An 18,541-nucleotide genomic window follows, 5' to 3' on the forward strand; every position below is an offset into this window, starting at 1 on the left:
GGGCGGGATCGCACGCGGACTGTACCGACGAGAATAGATCCTATACGATCCACGATACGGGCGCCCCGCTGACATCGACGTTCGGAGACGCACATGGCTTTCTCTGCGCAGGACTGGCCGATCGGCGCCGCGCTCCTGCAGTTCCCCGACGCCCAGGACGCGCCCGCGGCGCGGTGGGCGGAGACCCTGCGGGAGGTGGCCGCCGCCGGGTTCGACCACGTTGACCTCACCGACACCTGGGTGCGGCCCGGCGACCTGGACGCCGAGCGGCGCCGGGAGCTGGCCGCGGGGCTCAGGGAGGCCGGCCTCGGCGTCACCGCGATCTCCACGGTGCGGCGCAGCGTGACGGATCCGGACGAGGGGCGGGCCGAGGAGAACCTGGCGTACCTGCTCAGGACGGTGGAGGCCGCGGCCGACCTCGGCGTCGGGGTGGTGTCCGTCGGGCTGCACCGCGAGCTCTCCGGGCGACAGCGGGCGGCCGTGTGGTTCTGGACCGAGCCGGGGGCGAGCGACCCGGTCGGGGACGAGCGGGTCTGGGGCCTGGCCGTCGAGCGGCTCGGCCTGATCGGCGAGCGGGCCGCGGAGCTCGGGGTGGCGGTGTCCCTGGAGATGTACGAGGACACCTACCTCGGGACGGCGGAGAGCGCCGTCCGGCTGGTGCGGGAGATCGGGGCGGCCAACGTCGGGCTCAACCCGGACATCGGGAACCTGGTGCGGCTGCACAGGCCCGTGGAGGACTGGGAGCGGATCATGCTCGAGACCGCGCCGTTCACCAACTACTGGCACGTCAAGAACTACTACCGGGACCACGACCCGGCCACCGACGCCTACTTCACCGTGCCGGCCCCGGCCGAGTCCGGGTTCGTCAACTACCGGCGGGCCGTCGAGATCGCGTTGGCCGCCGGGTTCGCCGGCCCGATCTGCGTGGAGCACTACGGCGGCGACGGGTTGAGCGTGTCGGCCACCAACCGGGAGTACCTGCGGCGGCTGTTGGCCGCCAAGCTGCCCGGAGGTGCCAGGTGACGGTGGTGTGCAACGACCCGTCGGCGTTCGCCGACGAGGCGCTCGAGGGGTTCGCGGCCGCGCACGCCGGCCGGGTGCGGCGGGTGCGCGGCGGCGTGGTGCGGGCCAGCGCGACCCCGCCGGGTCGGGTCGCGCTGGTGGTGGGCGGCGGCAGCGGCCACTACCCGGCGTTCGCGGGGTGGGTCGGCCCGGGCTTGGCGCACGGCGCGGCCTGCGGCAACCTGTTCGCCTCGCCGTCCGCCGCCCAGGTCGCCTCGGTCGCGCGGGCCTGCGAGGCGGGCGGCGGCGTCATCCTCTCCTTCGGCAACTACGCGGGCGACGTGCTGCACTTCGGCCAGGCGGCCGTCCGGCTGCGGGCCGAGGGGCTCGACGTGCGGGTGCTGACGGTGACGGACGACATCGCCTCGGCGCCGCCAGAGGACCACGGAGCGCGCCGCGGGATCGCGGGCGACCTGCCGGTGTTCAAGATCATGGGCGCGGCGGCCGAGCACGGCCTCGACATCGACGAGGTGGAGCGGGTGGGTCGCCGGGCCGTGGCGGCGACGCGTTCCCTGGGCGTCGCCTTTGGCGGCTGCACCCTGCCGGGCGCGGCCGAGCCGCTGTTCACGATTGAGCCGGGCCGGATGGCGATCGGCCTCGGCATCCACGGCGAACCGGGCATCGAGGAGCGGGAGTTGGCGAGCGCCGACGCCGTGGCCGACCTGCTGGTCGATCGGTTGCTCGGTGAGCGCCCGGCCTGGCACGTGGGGTACGGCGAGGACCGGGTGGCGGTGCTGGTCAACGGGCTAGGCGAGACCAAGTACGAGGAGCTGTACGTGGTCCACCGGCGGGTGGCGGCGCGCCTGGCCGAGCACGGGCTGCGGCCGGTCGACCCGGAGGTCGGCGAGCTGGTCACCAGTCTGGACATGGCCGGGCTCTCGCTCACCCTCACCTTCTTGGACGACGAGCTGGCCGAGCTGTGGGAGGCGCCGGCGGACTCCCCCGCCTACCGCAAGGGCCTGGTCGAGCCGCGGCCGGCGCGCGCGGACGACCTCGACGCCTCCGCGGCGCCGCCCGCGATCGCGGCGGGCGCCGAGCCCTCGCGGACGGCGGCGCGGCGTCTTGTGACGGCGCTGGAGACGGTCACCGACGTGATCGCCGCCCACGAGGAGGAGTTGGGCCGGCTCGACGCGGTCGCCGGGGACGGCGACCACGGCATCGGGATGCGGCGCGGCGCGGAGGCGGCGGCCACGGCCGGAGCCGAGGCGGCGGCCGCCGGGGCCGGCGCGATGACGACGCTGGTCAGGGCCGGCGAGGCGTGGGCCGAGCGGGCCGGCGGCACCTCGGGGGCGCTGTGGGGCGCCATGCTGACGGCGTTCGGCGCGGCGCTCGGCGACGAGACGGCCCCGGATGCGGGGCGGTTGGCGGCCGGGGCGCGGGCCGCGGTGGACGCCGTCACGGAGTTGGGCGGCGCGCGTCCCGGCGACAAGACGCTGGTGGACGCGGCCCTGCCGTTCGCCGAGACGCTGGCGAAGGCGCTCGAGGAAGGCGAGCCGGCCGGCCGCGCGGGCGCGTTGGCCGCCCGGGCGGCGAAGCGGGCCGCGGACGCGACGGCCGACTTCCCGGCGCGGCTCGGCCGGGCCCGGGTGCACGGCGAACGCGGGATCGGCACCCCCGACGCGGGCGCGGTCTCGTTCGCCCTGATCGTGACGGCTCTGAGTGAGGAGTTCGAGTGATGCTGCGGATAGCGGTGGGCGCCGACGGCGCCGGCTTCGACTACAAGGAGGCGCTCAAGGCCGACCTGGCGGCCAACGACCTGGTGGCGGAGGTCATCGACGTCGGGATCGCCGAGGGGCAGGGCACCGACTACCCCCATGTCGCGGTGGAGGCCGCGCGGCTGGTGGCCGAGGGGCGGGCGGACCGGGCGCTGCTGGTCTGCGGCACCGGCCTCGGGGTGGCGATCGCGGCCAACAAGGTGCCGGGGATCCGGGCGGTCACCGCGCACGACTCGTTCTCCGTCGAACGCTCCGTGCTGTCCAACGACGCGCAGGTGCTGTGCCTCGGCCAGCGGGTGATCGGTCTGGAGCTGGCGCGCCGGCTGGCCGGGGAGTGGCTGACGTACACCTTTGACCCGGCCTCGGCCTCGGCGGCCAAGGTCGAGGCGATCCGTTCCTACGAGGGGTGAGCGCCGCGGTGCGCTGGATCGGTACCAGCTTCAAGATGACCAAGACGATCGCCGAGTCGGCGGCGTACGCGGCGCGGCTGCGGGACGCGATCGGCCCGCGACTGCCCGCCGGCGTGCGGCCGTTCGTGATCCCGCCGGCGACGGCGATCGAGACGGTCGCGCGCACGCTCGGCGCCGACTCGCCGGTGCTGGTCGGCGCGCAGAACGCGCACTGGGCGGACGGGGGCGCCTGGACCGGGGAGATCTCGATGCCGCAGGCGGCCGACGCCGGGGCGCGGATCGTGGAGCTCGGCCACTCGGAGCGGCGGGCCCACTTCGCCGAGACCGACGCCACGGTCCGGCTCAAGGTCGCGGCGGCGCTCCGGCACGGGCTGATCCCGCTGGTGTGCGTCGGCGAGGACGCCGGCACGTTCGCCGCCGGCGGCTCGGCCGACCACGTGGTCGCCCAGGCGCGCGCGGCGCTCGACGGGTTGGCCGACACGGGCTCCGTGCTGCTGGCCTACGAACCGGTCTGGGCCATCGGCGACGCCGGCCGCCCGGCCGAGCCGGCCGAGATCGCCGCGCCGGTGGCCGCCCTGCGGGACGCGGTAGGCGACCGCGTCGCCGGGGTGCTCTACGGCGGCTCGGTCGCCCCGGACAACGCCGCCGCGCTGCTCGGAGTCCCGGGCGTCGACGGCCTCTTCGTCGGCCGCGCCGCCTGGCGGGTGTCGGGCCTGCTGGCGCTGCTCGACATCGCGGGCGAGCGCTGACTCACCCCTCGCCGAGCGGCCCGGCCGGCCGGGCCGCTCGGCGGGCGCCCCGTCGGCAGGGATGCCGTCGACGACCGGCACCGTCACGGTAGGGTCCGTCCCGATGAGCACAGTGATCGACCTCAACAGCGATCTCGGCGAGGGGTTCGGGCAGTGGCGGCTCGGGGACGACGAGGCGCTGCTCGCGGTCGTCACCAGCGCCAACGTGGCCTGCGGCTTCCACGCCGGTGACCCGACCATCATGCGGCGGGTGTGCGAGGCGGCGGCGGCGCGTGGCGTCGCGATCGGCGCGCAGGTCGGCTACCGGGACCTGCCGGGGTTCGGGCGCCGGTTCATCGACGTCGACCCGGCCGAGCTGGTCAACGACGTCGTCTACCAGATCGGCGCGCTGGACGGCTTCGCGCGGCTCGCCGGCACCCGGGTCGCCTATGTGAAGCCGCACGGCGCGCTCTACAACGCGATCGTCCACCACGAGGCGCAGGCCGCGGCCGTCGCCGAGGCGGTGCGCCGGTACGATCCGGCGCTGCCGGTGCTCGGGCTGCCGGGCAGCGTCTGGCTGCGGGCCGCGGCCGAGGCCGGGTTGACGCCCGTGCACGAGGCGTTCGCCGACCGTGCCTACACGCCGCGGGGCGCCCTGGTGTCGCGCCGCGAACCGGGCGCCGTGCTGCACGACGCCGACCAGATCGTGGCGCGCTGCCTGCGGATGGTGACCGAGGGCGTGGTGACCGCGGTGGACGGCAGCGACGTACCGCTGAGCGTGCGGTCGTTGTGCGTGCACGGGGACACGCCGGGCGCGGTGGCCATCGCCAAGCGGCTGCGGGCGGAGCTCGAGCGGGCCGGGCACCCACCGGCGCCGTTCGCGGTGGCCGCGCCGTGAGCGGCGGCACCCCGCTCCTCGGGGTGCGGCGGGCGGGCGACGCGGCGGTGCTCGCCGAGTTGGAGGGACTGCCGGCCGTGCTGGCGCTGCGGGCCTCGCTGCTGGCCGAACGACCGCCGGGCGTGGACGAGTTGGTGCCGGCGGCCCGCACGCTGCTGGTGCGGTACGACCCGAGCGTGACGGGCCACGACGACGTGCGGCGGACACTGGCCGAGCGGGCGGCGGGGCTCGCCGCCGGGGACGTCGCACGGCCGCCCGGCCGGCTCGACACGCTGACCGTCCCGGTCCGCTACGACGGCCCCGACCTGGCGGAGGTCGCCGCGCTGACCGGGCTCAGCGCGGCGGAGGTGGTGGCCCGGCACACCGCGCCGCTCTACACCGTGGCGTTCGCCGGGTTCGCGCCCGGCTTCGGCTATCTCACCGGCACCGACCCGGTGTTGCACGTGCCGCGCCGAGCCGAGCCGCGAACCGCCGTGCCGGCGGGCTCGGTAGCGGTGGCCGGCGGCTACACCGGCGTCTATCCGCGTTCCTCGCCGGGCGGTTGGCGGCTGCTCGGCACGACGGACGCGCCGCTGTGGGACACCGACCGCGACCCGCCGGCGCTGCTCGTGCCGGGGCGGACGGTGCGCTTCACGGCGATCGGTGTGGGGGCGACGGCATGAGCGCGTGGGCCCTGGAGATCGTCGCGACCGGGCCGCTGGCCACCGTGCAGGACCGGGGCAGGCCCGGCTGGGCCGAGCTCGGCGTGCCGCGCTCCGGCGCCGCCGACGGGCCGGCGCTCGCCCTGGCCAACCGGCTGGTGGGCAACGCGCCGGACGCCGCCGGCGTCGAGGTCACCTTCGGCGGGCTCCAGGTGCGGGCACGGGGTCGCGGGGTGTGGTACGCGGCGGTGACGGGCGCGCCGGGCGCGGTGACGGTGGACGGCGTCCCGGCACCGTTCGCCGCGCCGCTGGCGCTGCGGGACGGCGCCGTCCTGGAACTCGGGCCGCCGACCTCGGGGTTGCGGAGCTACCTGGCGGTGCGCGGCGGCGTCGACGTGCCGCCGGTGCTTGGCTCGCGGGCCACCGACCTGCTGTCGGGGCTCGGCCCCGCGCCGCTGCGGACCGGCGACACCCTGCCGGTAGGCGAGCCGGCCGGGCCCCTCCCCCGCGTGGACGCGGCCCCGTGTTCCGCGCCGCCGAAGGAGTTCCTGCTGCGGGTGCTGCCCGGGCCGCGGGACGACTGGTTCCCCGCCGGAGCCGTCGAGCTGCTGTGCGCGGCACGTTGGACGGCGACCAGTGAGGGCAACCGGGTCGGCATCCGGCTCTCAGGACCCGAGCTGCGGCGGGAGCGGGACGGCGAGCTGCCGGCGGAGGGCATGGTGGCCGGCGCGCTCCAGGTGCCGCCCAACGGCCAGCCCGTGTTGTTCCTCGCCGACCACCCGGTCACCGGCGGCTACCCGGTGATCGCCGTGCTCCACGGCGCGGACCTGCCACTGGCCGGCCAGATCCCCCCGGGGGCCGCTGTCCGGTTCCGCTCCGCTCGGGCCTGACCTCGACCGGCCGGGCCGCGGTTCCGCTCCGCTCGGCCAGCACCTCCCGGCCGCCGCCGGGCCACGCCGTACGACGGCCAGGCCGCCTGGCCGGCCGGCTGCGGCGGCGGCAGCGCTCGGGCCGCGCCGCCTCGCGCCTCGCACTCGCCGTCGAGGCAGTTCAGCATCCACCTGCCCCGGGCCGCTCCCACAACGCCCGCCACGGCGGTGAACGCCCACGCAGCGGTGGGCGGCCCGGCCACAGCCGCTGCGGCCGGCCGTCAGGCCGCCGACGCGGGCGTCGCCCAGGCCGCGGCGCCAGGCGCCCGTCAGCCCTTGACCACGCCGAGTGGCACCAGGCGGGCCACGCGGCGGCACAGGCCGGCGCCTTCGGCGGCGGTCACCACCGCGTCGATGTCCTTGTAAGCACCGGGCGCCTCCTCGGCGAGGCCGCGGGCCGTGGTGCCGCGGACGGCGATGCCCTGGGCCTCCATCTCGGCGCGCAGCCGGCCGCCGCTGACCTCCCTGGCCGCCTGGTGGCGGCTCTCGACGCGGCCGGCGCCGTGGCAGGTGGAGTGCCACGCGTCGCCGTCGGGGACCCCGGTGAGGAGGTAGGAGGCGGTGCCCATCGTGCCGGGGATCAGCACCGGCTGGCCGACCTCGGCGAGGTCGGGCGGCAGTTCGGGGTGTCCCGGCGGCAGCGCCCTGGTCGCGCCCTTGCGGTGCACGCACAGCCGGCGCTGCTCGCCGTCGACCCGGTGCGTCTCGATCTTGGCCAGGTTGTGCGAGATGTCGTAGACCAGGTCGAGGTCGTGGCCGACGGTCTCGGCGAACGCGGCCCGGCTTGACTCGGTGAGCAACTGCCGGTTGGCCCGGGCGTAGTTGGCGGCGGCCGCCATGGCGGCGAGGTAGTCGCGACCCTCGGGCGAGTCGGCCGGCACGCACGCCAGCTGGCGGTCCGGCACCTCGATGCCGTACCGCCGCATGGCGCGGCCCATGGTCCGCACCTGGTCGGTGCAGATCTGGTGGCCGAGGCCACGCGAGCCGCAGTGGATCATCACGCAGACCTGGCCGGCGACGAGGCCCATGGCGCGCGCCGCCGCCTCGTCGTGGACGGTCTCCACCTCCTGGACCTCCAGGAAGTGGTTGCCGGAGCCGAGGCTGCCCAGCTGGCCGAGGCCGCGGTCCCTGGCCCGGTCTCCGACCCGGCCGGCCGCCGGGTCGGCCTCGGCGAGCACGCCGCCGTCCTCGCAGCGCTCCAGGTCGCGCTCCACGCCGTGGCCGCTGGCCACCGCGTATGCGGAGCCCTCGCGCAGCACCCGGTCGAGCTCACCGCGGCCGATGTGCCAGACCGCGCCCTTCCCGGCGCCACGCGGGGTGCGGCGGCCGAGCGCGTCGAGCAGGGCGCCGATCCGAGGCGCGATCTCGGCGCGGTCGCAGTCGGCGGCGAGCAGTCGGACGCCGCAGGAGATGTCGAAGCCGACGCCGCCCGGCGAGACCACTCCCCCGGCGGCCACGTCCGTGGCGGCCACGCCGCCGATGGGGAAGCCGTAGCCCCAGTGCACGTCGGGCATGGCGTAGGAGGCGCCGACGATGCCGGGCAGCGCGGCGACGTTGACCACCTGGTCGAGCGCCTGGTCGCCGGCCGCCTGGGGCAGCAGCTCGGGGCTGGCGAAGACGACGCCCGGCACCCGCATCGCGCCGTGGCGCGGGATGTGGTAGCGGTAGGCGCCGGCCTCGGTGATCTCGATGCGCTCCGCGTGCTGGGTCATGACGCGCTCTCCTCCCGGACGGGGGTGCGTGGGCGACTCGACGGCTCAGACGTCGAGGGTGACCGAGCAGGTCCAACCGGCGGGCCCCCGGCCGAGCGACAGGTCGTGCAGGGTGACGGCCTTGGGGGCGGCGCCGACGGGTTCGAGGTCGTCCGCGTCGGCCATCCGGTAGGCGACCCGCAGGCCGCCGGGGATCGGGTCCAGGTCCACGTCGACCGGTACCTCGCCGGCGGTGTCGAGCCGGTAGACGACGTCGTCCATCAGCGCCACCAGCAGCTCCGGGTCGTCGTCCGCGTGGAGCTCGGTGTGCCGCCGCCGTCGGGCGCCGGCACCGGACGAGGGGTCGGCGAAGGACTCGACGACGCCGCGCACGACCTGGGCCAGGCACTCCTCGCGCGTCGACCCCCAGGCCGAGACGCGCAGGTCAGCGGTGTGCGGGACGCCACGGTGGCCGCCACGTCCCTCAGTGTTCCCCTCGTCGGGGTGCTCGCCGTGGGTGGCCATGGGTCCATCGTCGCGCGCCGGCGCGCCGTCCGCACCCGGTGGCGTGTAGGGGTGGGCATCACGCCGGTAGGGGGACGACACGCGACGCCACTCCGCGTACCCTCCCAGGCACGGGTCGCATCCACCTCGTGCCTTGAGCCACGCTTTATCCGTCTTTTGGCCCGGCGTGCGAACCTCAGCCAGCGAGCGGGTCGAGAGGAGAACCATGACGAAGGCGTCGATGCCGGCGGTCGACGGCGAACTCCCCCTGGCCGAGGGGTTCCCCGCGGTGACCAGGGACCACTGGCGGGAGTTGGTGGCCGGGGTGCTGCGCAAGGCGGGCCGGCAGGACGTGGCGGGAGCGGCGGCCGAGGAGGCGCTGGCCACCGCGCTGGGCGACGGAATCGTCACCAGGCCGCTCTACACCGCCGAAGACACGGCACCGGGTCCCGGCCTGCCGGGCTTCGCGCCGTTCGTCAGGGGCGGGCGCCCCGAGGGCACCTCGGTGGCCGGCTGGGACGTGCGGCAGTTCCACGGCGATCCGGACCCGCGGCGGGTCAACGAGGCGGTCCTGGCCGACCTGGAGAACGGCGTCACCTCGGTGTGGCTGGCGGTCGGCGACGCCGGCGTGCCGGTGGCGGAGCTGGCCACCGCGCTGGAGGGGGTGCTGCTCGACCTGGCGCCGGTGGTGCTGGACGCGGGCGCCGGGTTCGACGCGGCGGCCAGGGAGCTGCTGCGGATCGCGGACGAGCGCGGCCTCGCGCCGGGCGCGGTGCTCGGCGTGCTGGGCGCCGACCCGCTTGGCCTGGCGGCCCGCGGCGGCGACCACGCCGAGCTGACCACCCGGCTGTGGGCGGCCGCCAGCCTGGCCGCCCGCTGCCACCGCGACCACCCGGGGCTCCGCGCCCTGGTGGTGGACGCGCTGCCCTACCACGAGGCGGGTGGCAGCCCGGCCCAGGAGCTTGGCTGCTCGCTGGCGACCGGGGTGGCGTACCTGCGGGAGCTGACCAGGGCGGGGCTCCCGGTGGACGCGGCCCTCGGCCAGCTGGAGTTCCGCTACGCCGCGACCACCGACCAGTTCCTGACCATCGCCAAGCTCCGGGCGGCCCGCCGGCTGTGGGCACGGGTGGCGGAGGCGAGCGGCGCGGCGCCGGCGGCCGGCGCGCAGCGGCAGCACGCGGTGACCTCGCGGGTGATGATGACGCGGCGCGATCCGTGGGTGAACATGCTGCGCACCACGGTGGCGGCGCTGGCCGCCGGGGCGGGCGGCGCGGACGCGGTGACGGTGCTGCCGTTCGACGAGGCGCTCGGCCTGCCGGACGCGTTCGCGCGGCGGATCGCCAGGAACACCTCGGCGATCCTGCTGGCCGAGTCGCACCTGGGGCGGGTGATCGACCCGGCGGGCGGCTCCTGGTACGTGGAGCGGCTGACGGACGATCTCGCGCGGGCCGGCTGGGCCTGGTTCCAGGAGCTGGAGCGGGCCGGCGGGCAGGCGGCGGCGCTGCGGTCGGGTCTGGTGGCCGAGCGGCTCTCCGAGGAGTGGGCGCGGCGCGGCCGGCGGCTGGCCAGCCGGCGCGAACCGATCACCGGCGTCAGCGAGTTCGCGAACCTGGCCGAGCGGCTGCCGGAGCGCGACCCGGCGCCGGCCGTGGTGGGCGGCGGGCTGCCGAGGGTGCGCGGGGACGAGGCGTTCGAGGCGCTGCGTGCCAGGGCGGACGCCGCCGAGGAGCGGCCGCGGGTGTTCCTGGCGGCGCTCGGCCCGGTGGCGGCGCACACGGCGCGGGCCGGCTTCGCGGCCAACCTGTTCCAGGCGGCCGGCATCGAGCCGGTGCACGAGCCGGTGTCGGTCGCGGCGGACACCGTGGCGGCCGCGTTCGAGGCGAGCGGCGCCGCGGTGGCCTGCCTGTGTTCGAGCGACGCGCTCTACGCCGAGCAGGCGGCGGGGGTGGCGGCGGCGTTGAAGGCGGCCGGGGCCCGCCGGGTGGTGCTCGCCGGGCGCCCGGGCGAGCGGGAGGCCGAGTACCGGGCGGCGGGCGTCGACACGTTCGTCTTCGTCGGCGTGGACGCCGTGGACGTCCTGTCCTCCCTGCTGGACCCCGTTGTCGAAGTACCTGTTACCGACGTACCCGTCAGCGATGCGCCGGAGGTGGCGTGATGCCGATCATCCCCGACTTCTCCGACGTGCCGCTCGACGGTCCCGCCGAGGCGGAGCGGGCGGTCGACGTCGACCGGTGGCGGGCCGCCGTCAAGGAGAGCAGCGGCCGCTCGGTCGAGGACCTGGTGTGGGAGACGCCCGAGGGCATCGCGGTCCGGCCGCTGTACACCGCCGAGGACCTGGCCGGTCTCGACTTCCTCGGCACCTATCCGGGGGTGGCGCCGTTCCTGCGCGGCCCCTACCCGACGATGTACGTCAACCAGCCGTGGACCATCAGGCAGTACGCCGGGTTCTCCACGGCCGAGGAGTCCAACGCCTTCTACCGGCGGAACCTGGCGGCCGGTCAGAAGGGCCTGTCGGTGGCGTTCGACCTGCCGACCCACCGCGGCTACGACAGCGATCACCCCCGGGTCACCGGGGACGTCGGGATGGCGGGCGTGGCCATCGACTCGATCTACGACATGCGGCAACTGTTCGACGGCATCCCGCTGGACCGGATGAGCGTGTCGATGACGATGAACGGCGCGGTGCTGCCGGTGCTCGCGCTGTACATCGTGGCGGCCGAGGAGCAGGGCGTGCCGCCCGAGAAGCTGGCGGGGACCATCCAGAACGACATCCTCAAGGAGTTCATGGTCCGCAACACCTACATCTACCCGCCGCAGCCCTCGATGCGGATCATCTCCGACGTCTTCGCCTACACCTCGCGGCACATGCCCCGCTACAACTCGATCTCCATCTCCGGCTACCACATCCAGGAGGCGGGGGCCACGGCCGACCTGGAGCTGGCCTACACCCTCGCCGACGGCGTCGAGTACCTGCGGGCCGGCGTCGCCGCGGGCCTCGACGTGGACGCCTTCGCGCCCCGGCTCTCGTTCTTCTGGGGCATCGGCATGAACTTCTTCATGGAGGTCGCCAAGCTGCGCGCCGCCCGGGTGCTGTGGGCCAGGCTGGTGCGGCGTTTCGCGCCGGAGAACCCCAAGTCCCTGTCGTTGCGCACCCATTCGCAGACCTCCGGCTGGTCGCTGACCGCGCAGGACGTGTTCAACAACGTGGTGCGCACCTGCGTGGAGGCGATGGCCGCCACCCAGGGCCACACCCAGTCGCTGCACACCAACGCGCTGGACGAGGCGCTCGCCCTGCCCACCGACTTCTCGGCCCGGATCGCCCGCAACACCCAGATACTGCTGCAGCAGGAGTCGGGCACCACCCGGGTGATCGACCCGTGGGGCGGCAGCGCCTACGTGGAGCGGCTCACCCACGACCTCGCGCGGCGCGCCTGGCAGCACATCGAGGAGGTGGAGGCGGCCGGCGGCATGGCCAGGGCCATCGACGCGGGCATCCCCAAGCTGCGCGTGGAGGAGGCGGCCGCCCGCACCCAGGCTCGGATCGACTCGGGCCGGCAGCCCGTGATCGGCGTCAACCTCTACCGGGTGGACGAGGACGAGCGCATCGAGGTGCGGCAGGTCGACAACTCGGCGGTGCGCGCCCAGCAGTTCGCCAAGCTGCGGCGGCTGCGCGCCGAGCGGGACGAGGCGGCCTGCCAGGACGCGCTGCGGGCCCTGACGACCGGCGCCTCGGGCGACGGCAACCTGCTGGCGCTCGCGGTGGACGCGGCCCGGGCCAAGGCCACGGTCGGCGAGATCTCGGACGCGCTTGAGCAGGTGTTCGGCCGACACTCCGGGCAGATCCGTACCATCGCGGGTGTGTATCGCGAGGAGGCCGGGGCGTCGCCCGGCGTGGAGCGCACCCGCGCGCTGGTGGCGGCGTTCGCGGAGGGCGAGGGCCGCCGGCCGCGGATCCTGGTCGCGAAGATGGGGCAGGACGGGCACGACCGGGGCCAGAAGGTGATCGCCTCCGCCTTCGCCGACCTGGGCTTCGACGTGGACGTGGGCCCGCTGTTCCAGACGCCCCAGGAGGTGGCGCGGCAGGCCGTCGAGGCCGACGTGCACATCGTCGGGGTGTCCTCGCTGGCCGCCGGCCACCTGACGCTGGTGCCCGCGCTGCGCGAGGAGTTGGCCGCCCAGGGCCGCGCGGACATCATGATCGTGGTCGGCGGGGTGATCCCGCCGGACGACGTGCCGGCGCTGCGCGAGGCGGGCGCGGCGGCGGTGTTCCCGCCCGGCACGGTGATCCCCGAGGCCGCCCACGACCTGCTGCTGACGCTGGCCAGGAGCCTCGGCCTCGACCTCGAAGCCCCGTGACGCGCCGGCCCGTCATCGACGTCGAGGGCTACGCCAAGGGCGTGCTCGCCGGCTCCCGGGCGCAGGTGGCCAGGTCGATAACGCTGGTGGAGTCGACCAGGCCCGACCACCGGCGCCTGGCGCAGCGGCTGCTGCTCGACCTGCTGCCGCACGCCGGCCGGGCGCGACGCATCGGGATCAGCGGGGTGCCGGGGGTCGGCAAGTCGACGTTCGTCGACGCCCTCGGGACCATGCTCACCGGTCTCGGCCACCGGGTGGCGGTGCTGGCCGTCGACCCGTCGTCCACCCGCACCGGCGGCTCGATCCTGGGCGACAAGACCCGGATGGCCAGGCTGGCCGTCGACGAGCACGCGTTCGTGCGCCCCTCGCCCTCGGCCGGCACGCTCGGCGGGGTCGCGCGGGCCACCCGCGAGACCATGGTGGTGATGGAGGCCGCCGGCTACGACGTGGTCCTCGTCGAGACGGTGGGCGTCGGCCAGTCGGAGACGGCGGTGGCCGGCATGGTGGACTCGTTCCTCTTCCTCACCCTGGCCAGGACCGGGGACCAGCTCCAGGGCATCAAGAAGGGCGTCCTCGAGCTCGCCGACGTCGTCGCCGTCAACAAGGCCGACGGCCCGCACGAGCGGGAGGCGCGGGCGGCGGCGCGCGAGCTGCGGGGCGCGCTGCGGATGCTGCGGCCCGCGGACGCGGTCTGGTCGCCGCCGGTGCTCACCTGCAGCGCGCTCGAGGAGACCGGGCTCGACGAGGTGTGGCAGATGCTGGAGGGGCACCGTGGGGCGCTCGAGGCGGCCGGCCTGCTGGCCGAGAAGCGGCGCGACCAGCAGGTGGAGTGGACCTGGTCGATGGTCCACGACGAGCTGCTCGGCCGGCTGCACGGTCATCCGGCGGTGCGGGGTCTCGCGCCGACCCTCGAACGGCAGGTCCGTGACGGCACGTTGACCCCGACGCTGGCCGCCGAGCGGCTGCTCGACGCGTTCAACGAGCCGGTCAACGAGCCCAACGACCGGGACGACCGGGAGGGTCAGGCCGGGTCGAGTACCGCCTGAACGCCGCGCTCCGCGCGCACGAAGGCGGGGAACTCGTCGGGCGCGCACGTCACCTCCCGCCAGCCGGGCCCGGTGAGGGGCGGGCAGCCGACCAGGCCGACCCACTCCCCCGGCGGCACGTAGCAGGCGCGCCGGCCGCCGGGTTCGAGGAGCGGGGCCACCAGCACGTCGGGGCCGAACAGGTACTGGAGCCCGGCGTCCCTGGCCTGGCGGTCGCCGGGGAAGGCCAGCGGCATGGGCCGCATCAGCGGCAGCCCGTCGGCCGACTGGGCCGCGTCGCTCACGTAGCGCTCGATCCGGTGACGCAGCCGGCAGGCGGCGATGGCGGCCGAGCGGTACGGCTCGGGGTAGGCGGTGGGTTCGCGCCGGCCGGTGCCGTGGAAGCGCGTGATCGGCGAGAACGCGGCCCACTGGGCCCACCGCCCGTACAGTTCGGGCTCGACGTCGGCGAACACGGCGTCCGGCTCCATGGTCGCGCGCAGCTCGCCGGCCCGCCGGTAGGAGGCCGGGGTCCAGTAGCCGCCGGCGTCGTGGGTGACCATGGAGAAGCCGCTGAGCGACATGGAGAGCACCGCGCGCAGCGTGCAGACCAGGCCGCTCCAGGTGGACGGCATGTCGCCGGCCCAGTGCGCCGGGTCGCGCTGCGCTCCCGCGGTGCCGGAGCGTGCGATGGGCACGAAGTCGTCGCCGAGGGCCTCGGTGCCCGCCTCCCGCACCACGTCCTGGTAGAGCAGCCCGTAGGAGTTGCGGCGCTCGGGGCCCGTGGTGCCGTCGGCGAAGATCGCGTCGTCGGCGATCTCCTCGCCGAAGTCGCTGAGGAGCGCCGAGTTGCCCTCCTCGCGGAAGGTGTCGGCAAGTCGCTCCCGCCACCAGGCGCGGGCCTCGGGGTTGGTGAAGTCGACGGGCAGCGTGTCGGGGTTGTCCGCGGTGGCGGCCGGGCTGCCGTCGGCGCGGCGCACCAGGTAGCCGCGTTCGTCGAGCCAGTCGGCGAGCGGGGTGCCGCGCTTGACGTACGGGTTGATCCACAGGCTGGTGCGGACGCCGCGTTCGGCCAGCGGCCCGGCCCAGCCGGCGGGGAAGCGGCGGCGGTCGGGTCCCGCGGTCCACGAGGCGTCGTCGAGCACGGACTCGTCGAGCCACTCGTCGACGTGGATGACGTCCACCGGGCAGTCGGCGGCGGCCAGTTCGTCGACGGTGCGCACCATCTCGTCGGCGGTGAAGTAGGAGGAGCGGCTCATCCACACCCCGAAGGCCCACTTCGGCAGCTTGCGCGGTTGGCCGGTGAGGGCGTGGTAGCGGTCGAGGATGGTGGGCGCGTCGCCGCTGAGCAGGAAGAGGTCGAGGTCGTCGCCGCCGATCTGGAAGCGGGCGGCCTCGGAGTGGGTGGCGCCGACGTCGGCGTCCACCGGCTCGCCGGTGTGCGCGAAGATGCCCCAGCCGACGTCGGACCACAGCAGCGGCACGTTGAGGTAGGCGGAGTCGCGTCCCGCGGCCCGGTTCTCCTCGATGTTGCGGAGCCTGCGGTGCCGGCCGCGCAGGTCGATGCCCTGGTAGCTCTCGCCGCCGCCGTAGACGGCCGCGTCGGGCGCGAGGTGGATGGTCTCCACCCAGGCGGCGGGCCGGTCCTTGGTCGCCGGGCGGTAGCCGGCCTGGAAGGGCAGCGTGGCGCCCTCCGGCTCGGAGAAGCGTTCGAAGGCGCCGAAGCGCAGGGCCTGCGGGGCGCCCTCGCCGTCGCCCACGGTCGTGGGGTCGCCCGACTCCCAGAAGGCCTCCACGCCGGGCCCGGTGATGGCGGTGCCGCCCGGCACCCGGGTGAGGGTCGCGGGCCGCTCTGGCAGCTCGCGCAGCACGGAGTCGACGGCGCGCGGCCCGTCGCCGGGAGGTCCGGCGAGTCGCAGCCGCAGCACGCCGTCCACGGGGACGCCGCAGACGAGGTCCACGGTGCGCCCGGAGCCGAGGGTGATCCGGAGCACGCCGTCGCCCTCGGGCGCCGGCTCGGCGGCGACATAGGGGTCGGTGCCCGGTTCCATCTCGGCTCTCCCTTCCGTCCCGCTTCCGCCCCCGCCCCGCCACCTGGCCGGGGCCGTGATCCGGGTGACTGATCCGTCGGCGCCGGGTACCCGCGGTGGGATCGGGCAAACGGCTCAAGGCCACGGGCCACGCGGCCGATCACAGAAGGTGACCGCGGGAGTCTTCCCGGACCTCGGATGGGGGGCGACATGCTGACCGAACTGCTGCTACTGCTGGTCGCGTTGCTGTTGACGCTGGCCTGCTCGGTGTTCGTGGCCGCCGAGTTCTCGCTGACCACGCTGGAGCGCGGCGAGTTGGAGCGGGCGGCGGCGGCTGGCCAGCCGGGGGCCGAGGGCGTGTTGAAGGCGGTGCGCCGGCTGACGTTCCAGCTCTCCGGGGCCCAGCTGGGCATCACGGTCTCCTCGCTGGTCATCGGCATGCTGGCCGAGCCGTCGCTGGCGGCGCTGCTGCGCGGGCCGCTGCGGTCGGCCGGGCTGCCGGAGGGCAGCGCCTCGTCGCTGGCCGTGGGTCTTGGTGTGGCGCTGTCCACGGTGGTGCTGATGGTGGTCGGTGAGCTGATGCCGAAGAACTGGGCGATCACCCATCCGATGCGGGTGGCGCGCGCGGTGTCGCCGCCGCAGCGGGGCTTCACGGCGGCGTTCGGGCCGCTGATCAGGCACCTCAACGAGACGGCCAACCGGATGGTGCGCTGGTTCGGCCTCGAGCCGACCGAGGAGCTGGCCTCGGCGCGCACCCCGCCCGAGCTGGTGGCGCTGGCACGGCACTCGGCCGCCGAGGGGGTGCTGCCCCGGGACTCGGCCGAGTTGTTCGTGCGCACCCTGCACCTGGGGGAGCTGACGGCGCAGAGCGTGATGACGCCGCGGGTGGCGGTGCACGCGCTGCGGCGCACGGCGAGCGCGGCCGACGCCGCGAACCTGACGCTGGCCACCGGGCTCTCCCGGTTCCCGGTCTACAACGAGGGTCTGGACGACGTGGTGGGGATGGTGCACATCAAGGACGTGCTCGCGGTGGACGAGTCGCGGCGGGCCGCCGTGCCGGTGGCCGAGCTGGCCACGGAGGCGCAGCTGGTGCCGGACAGCCTGCCGGTGGACCGGCTGCTCGAGGAGCTGCGGGGGCGGCGCTCCATGGCGGTGGTGGTGGACGAGTACGGCGGCACGGCCGGGGTGGTCACGCTGGAGGACATCGTGGAGGAGGTGGTGGGCGAGGTCAGGGACGAGCACGATCCTGAGGAGGTGCCCGAGCTGGCCAGGACGGGCCCCGGCGTGTGGGAGGCGGGCGGCGGCGCCAGGACCGACCAGCTGGCGGAGGTCGGCCTGCCGGTGCCCGAGGGGCCCTACGAGACGCTGGCCGGTCTGCTGGCCACGGAGTTGGGCCGGATCCCCGCGGCCGGGGACCGGGTCGAGGTGGCCGGCTGGCGGCTCGACGTGCTGGCCGCCGCGCGGCACCGGGCCGAGCGGGTCCGGATCACGGCGCCGCCGGCACCGGGTGAGGCCGAGGGCGAGGAGGCCCGATGACCTTCTGGCAGCTCGGCGTCGGGGCGCTGACCCTGGTCACCAACGCCTTCTTCGTGGGGGCCGAGTTCGCGCTGATCTCGGTGCGCCGCGACCAGATCGAGCCGCGCGCGGAGCGCGGCGAGCGCGGGGCCCGCACCGTGCTGTGGGCGCTGCGGCACCTGTCGGCGATGATGGCCACCGCGCAGCTGGGCATCACGGCGTCCTCGCTGGTGCTGGGCGCGGTGGCCGAGCCGGCCATGGCGCACCTGCTCGAGCCGCTGTTCGACGCGGTCGGGGTGCCGCACGGCCTGGTGCATCCGATCGCCTTCGCGATCGCGCTCTCGGTGGCGACCTATCTCCACATGCTGGTGGGCGAGATGGTGCCCAAGAACATCGCGCTGGCCGCCCCCGAGCGGACGGCGCTGCTGCTCGGCCCGCCGCTGGTCGGCCTCACCCACGCGCTGCGGCCGGTGGTCTTCGGGATCAACGAGCTGGCCAACGTGCTGCTGCGGCTGGTGCGAGTGACGCCGCGGGACGAGGTGGCCTCGGTGTTCACGGACGACGAGCTGGTGCGTCTGGTGCAGGACTCGAGCGAGGCGGGGCTGCTGGCGACCGAGGAGAGCGAACGGCTGCGGGACGCATTGGAGTTGGGGACCAGGACGGTGGCGGAGATCGTGGTGCCTGTGGCGCGGATGGTGACCGTGGACCACCTGGTGACGCCGCGCCAGTTGGAGCGGGTGTCGGCAGCCTCCGGCTACTCCCGGTTCCCGGTGACCGGTCCCGGCAACACGGTGCTCGGCTACCTGCACGTCAAGGACGCGCTGGCGGCCACCGCGCGTGACCGGCCCTTCCCCAGGGACGCGACGCATCCGGTGGTGCAGATCCGTCTCGACACCCCGCTGGACGACGCGCTGACGGCGATGCGGCGGGCGGTCACGCACCTGGCCGCGGTGGTGAGCGCCAGGGGCCGGCTGTTGGGCTTCGTGACCATGGAGGACGTGTTGGTGGAGCTGGTCGGCCCCGGCGCGGAGTGAGCC

At 75.5% G+C, this 18,541-nt stretch carries 15 protein-coding genes; 12 read left to right on the plus strand and 3 right to left on the minus strand.

All coding sequences use genetic code 11. The features are described from left to right. The first annotated feature begins 93 nt into the window (after positions 1–93). The 7 genes from E1265_RS00130 to E1265_RS00160 all read left to right on the plus strand — a co-directional run bounded on the left by E1265_RS00130 (position 94) and on the right by E1265_RS00160 (position 6,344). Entirely contained in the window at positions 94–1,023 is a 930-nt protein-coding gene (locus tag E1265_RS00130; RefSeq protein WP_132928115.1) for a sugar phosphate isomerase/epimerase family protein, read from the plus strand. Further along, positions 1,020–2,738, plus strand: coding sequence for a dihydroxyacetone kinase family protein (locus E1265_RS00135; RefSeq protein ID WP_132928116.1), 1,719 nt, complete (start codon positions 1,020–1,022; stop codon positions 2,736–2,738). The genes E1265_RS00130 and E1265_RS00135 overlap by 4 nt, the downstream gene beginning before the upstream one ends. Then, complete coding sequence (locus E1265_RS00140; protein WP_165953602.1) at positions 2,738–3,187, plus strand: ribose-5-phosphate isomerase; 450 nt, start codon at positions 2,738–2,740, stop codon at positions 3,185–3,187. The genes E1265_RS00135 and E1265_RS00140 overlap by 1 nt, the downstream gene beginning before the upstream one ends. Positions 3,188–3,195: 8 nt before the next feature. Next, positions 3,196–3,936 (plus strand): triose-phosphate isomerase, encoded by a 741-nt coding sequence (locus E1265_RS00145; protein WP_279571379.1) that lies wholly within the window; start codon positions 3,196–3,198, stop codon positions 3,934–3,936. 103 nt (positions 3,937–4,039) lie between these two features. Further along, complete coding sequence (locus E1265_RS00150) at positions 4,040–4,813, plus strand: 5-oxoprolinase subunit PxpA (RefSeq protein ID WP_132928119.1); 774 nt, start codon at positions 4,040–4,042, stop codon at positions 4,811–4,813. Between the two features lie 59 nt (positions 4,814–4,872). Beyond that, positions 4,873–5,475: an allophanate hydrolase subunit 1 gene (locus E1265_RS00155; RefSeq protein WP_243740435.1), complete on the plus strand. Its 603-nt coding sequence runs from the start codon at positions 4,873–4,875 to the stop codon at positions 5,473–5,475. Further along, positions 5,472–6,344, plus strand: coding sequence for a biotin-dependent carboxyltransferase family protein (locus E1265_RS00160; RefSeq protein ID WP_132928121.1), 873 nt, complete (start codon positions 5,472–5,474; stop codon positions 6,342–6,344). The genes E1265_RS00155 and E1265_RS00160 overlap by 4 nt, the downstream gene beginning before the upstream one ends. Positions 6,345–6,652: 308 nt before the next feature. Here E1265_RS00160 and E1265_RS00165 read toward each other — a convergent pair whose 3' ends face one another. Continuing rightward, positions 6,653–8,095: an RtcB family protein gene (locus E1265_RS00165; RefSeq protein ID WP_132928122.1), complete on the minus strand. Its 1,443-nt coding sequence runs from the start codon at positions 8,093–8,095 to the stop codon at positions 6,653–6,655. Positions 8,096–8,140: 45 nt separating this feature from the next. Further along, entirely contained in the window at positions 8,141–8,599 is a 459-nt protein-coding gene (locus E1265_RS00170; RefSeq protein WP_132928123.1) for an archease, read from the minus strand. Between the two features lie 220 nt (positions 8,600–8,819). Here E1265_RS00170 and E1265_RS00175 point away from each other — a divergent pair, with 220 nt between their 5' ends. From E1265_RS00175 to meaB, 3 genes are read left to right on the plus strand one after another with little or no spacing between them, the layout of a single operon-like run. After that, on the plus strand, positions 8,820–10,733 hold the full coding sequence (locus E1265_RS00175; protein WP_132928174.1) for a methylmalonyl-CoA mutase family protein: 1,914 nt from the start codon (positions 8,820–8,822) through the stop codon (positions 10,731–10,733). Next, positions 10,733–12,934 carry a methylmalonyl-CoA mutase gene (gene scpA / locus E1265_RS00180; RefSeq protein ID WP_132928124.1) on the plus strand — a complete coding sequence of 734 codons (2,202 nt, stop codon included), beginning with the start codon at positions 10,733–10,735 and terminating at the stop codon, positions 12,932–12,934. The genes E1265_RS00175 and scpA overlap by 1 nt, the downstream gene beginning before the upstream one ends. Next, the gene (meaB, locus tag E1265_RS00185) at positions 12,931–13,980 is read left to right on the plus strand and encodes a methylmalonyl Co-A mutase-associated GTPase MeaB (RefSeq protein WP_207930890.1); all 1,050 of its coding nucleotides are present in this window, start codon (positions 12,931–12,933) and stop codon (positions 13,978–13,980) included. The genes scpA and meaB overlap by 4 nt, the downstream gene beginning before the upstream one ends. Here the strand turns inward: meaB and E1265_RS00190 are convergent. Continuing rightward, positions 13,956–16,010: a TIM-barrel domain-containing protein gene (locus E1265_RS00190; RefSeq protein WP_132928125.1), complete on the minus strand. Its 2,055-nt coding sequence runs from the start codon at positions 16,008–16,010 to the stop codon at positions 13,956–13,958. The two genes, meaB and E1265_RS00190, sit on opposite strands and share 25 nt — an antisense overlap. A gap of 192 nt (positions 16,011–16,202) precedes the next feature. On the opposite strand from E1265_RS00190, the gene E1265_RS00195 reads away from it, so the two are divergent. Together E1265_RS00195 and E1265_RS00200 are read left to right on the plus strand one after the other, a co-directional pair. Continuing rightward, positions 16,203–17,525 carry a hemolysin family protein gene (locus E1265_RS00195; RefSeq protein WP_132928176.1) on the plus strand — a complete coding sequence of 441 codons (1,323 nt, stop codon included), beginning with the start codon at positions 16,203–16,205 and terminating at the stop codon, positions 17,523–17,525. Further along, a complete protein-coding gene (locus E1265_RS00200) occupies positions 17,522–18,538 on the plus strand; it encodes a hemolysin family protein (protein WP_132928126.1) in 1,017 nt (338 codons plus the stop codon). The genes E1265_RS00195 and E1265_RS00200 overlap by 4 nt, the downstream gene beginning before the upstream one ends. Positions 18,539–18,541 lie beyond the last annotated feature (3 nt).

This window comes from Streptomyces sp. 8K308 (assembly GCF_004348315.1).
Taxonomy (GTDB): Bacteria; Actinomycetota; Actinomycetes; order Streptomycetales; family Streptomycetaceae; genus Streptomyces.

Excerpts from the sequence above, each read along its gene's own strand:
- E1265_RS00200 (WP_132928126.1), top strand. The coding sequence starts at position 17,522 with ATGACCTTCTGGCAGCTCGGCGTCGGGGCGCTGACCCTGGTCACCAAC.
- E1265_RS00150 (WP_132928119.1), top strand. The coding sequence starts at position 4,040 with ATGAGCACAGTGATCGACCTCAACAGCGATCTCGGCGAGGGGTTCGGG.
- scpA (WP_132928124.1), top strand. The coding sequence starts at position 10,733 with ATGCCGATCATCCCCGACTTCTCCGACGTGCCGCTCGACGGTCCCGCC.
- E1265_RS00160 (WP_132928121.1), top strand. The coding sequence starts at position 5,472 with ATGAGCGCGTGGGCCCTGGAGATCGTCGCGACCGGGCCGCTGGCCACC.
- E1265_RS00165 (WP_132928122.1), bottom strand. The coding sequence starts at position 8,095 with ATGACCCAGCACGCGGAGCGCATCGAGATCACCGAGGCCGGCGCCTAC.
- E1265_RS00130 (WP_132928115.1), top strand. The coding sequence starts at position 94 with ATGGCTTTCTCTGCGCAGGACTGGCCGATCGGCGCCGCGCTCCTGCAG.
- E1265_RS00170 (WP_132928123.1), bottom strand. The coding sequence starts at position 8,599 with ATGGCCACCCACGGCGAGCACCCCGACGAGGGGAACACTGAGGGACGT.
- E1265_RS00140 (WP_165953602.1), top strand. The coding sequence starts at position 2,738 with ATGCTGCGGATAGCGGTGGGCGCCGACGGCGCCGGCTTCGACTACAAG.
- E1265_RS00190 (WP_132928125.1), bottom strand. The coding sequence starts at position 16,010 with ATGGAACCGGGCACCGACCCCTATGTCGCCGCCGAGCCGGCGCCCGAG.
- E1265_RS00175 (WP_132928174.1), top strand. The coding sequence starts at position 8,820 with ATGCCGGCGGTCGACGGCGAACTCCCCCTGGCCGAGGGGTTCCCCGCG.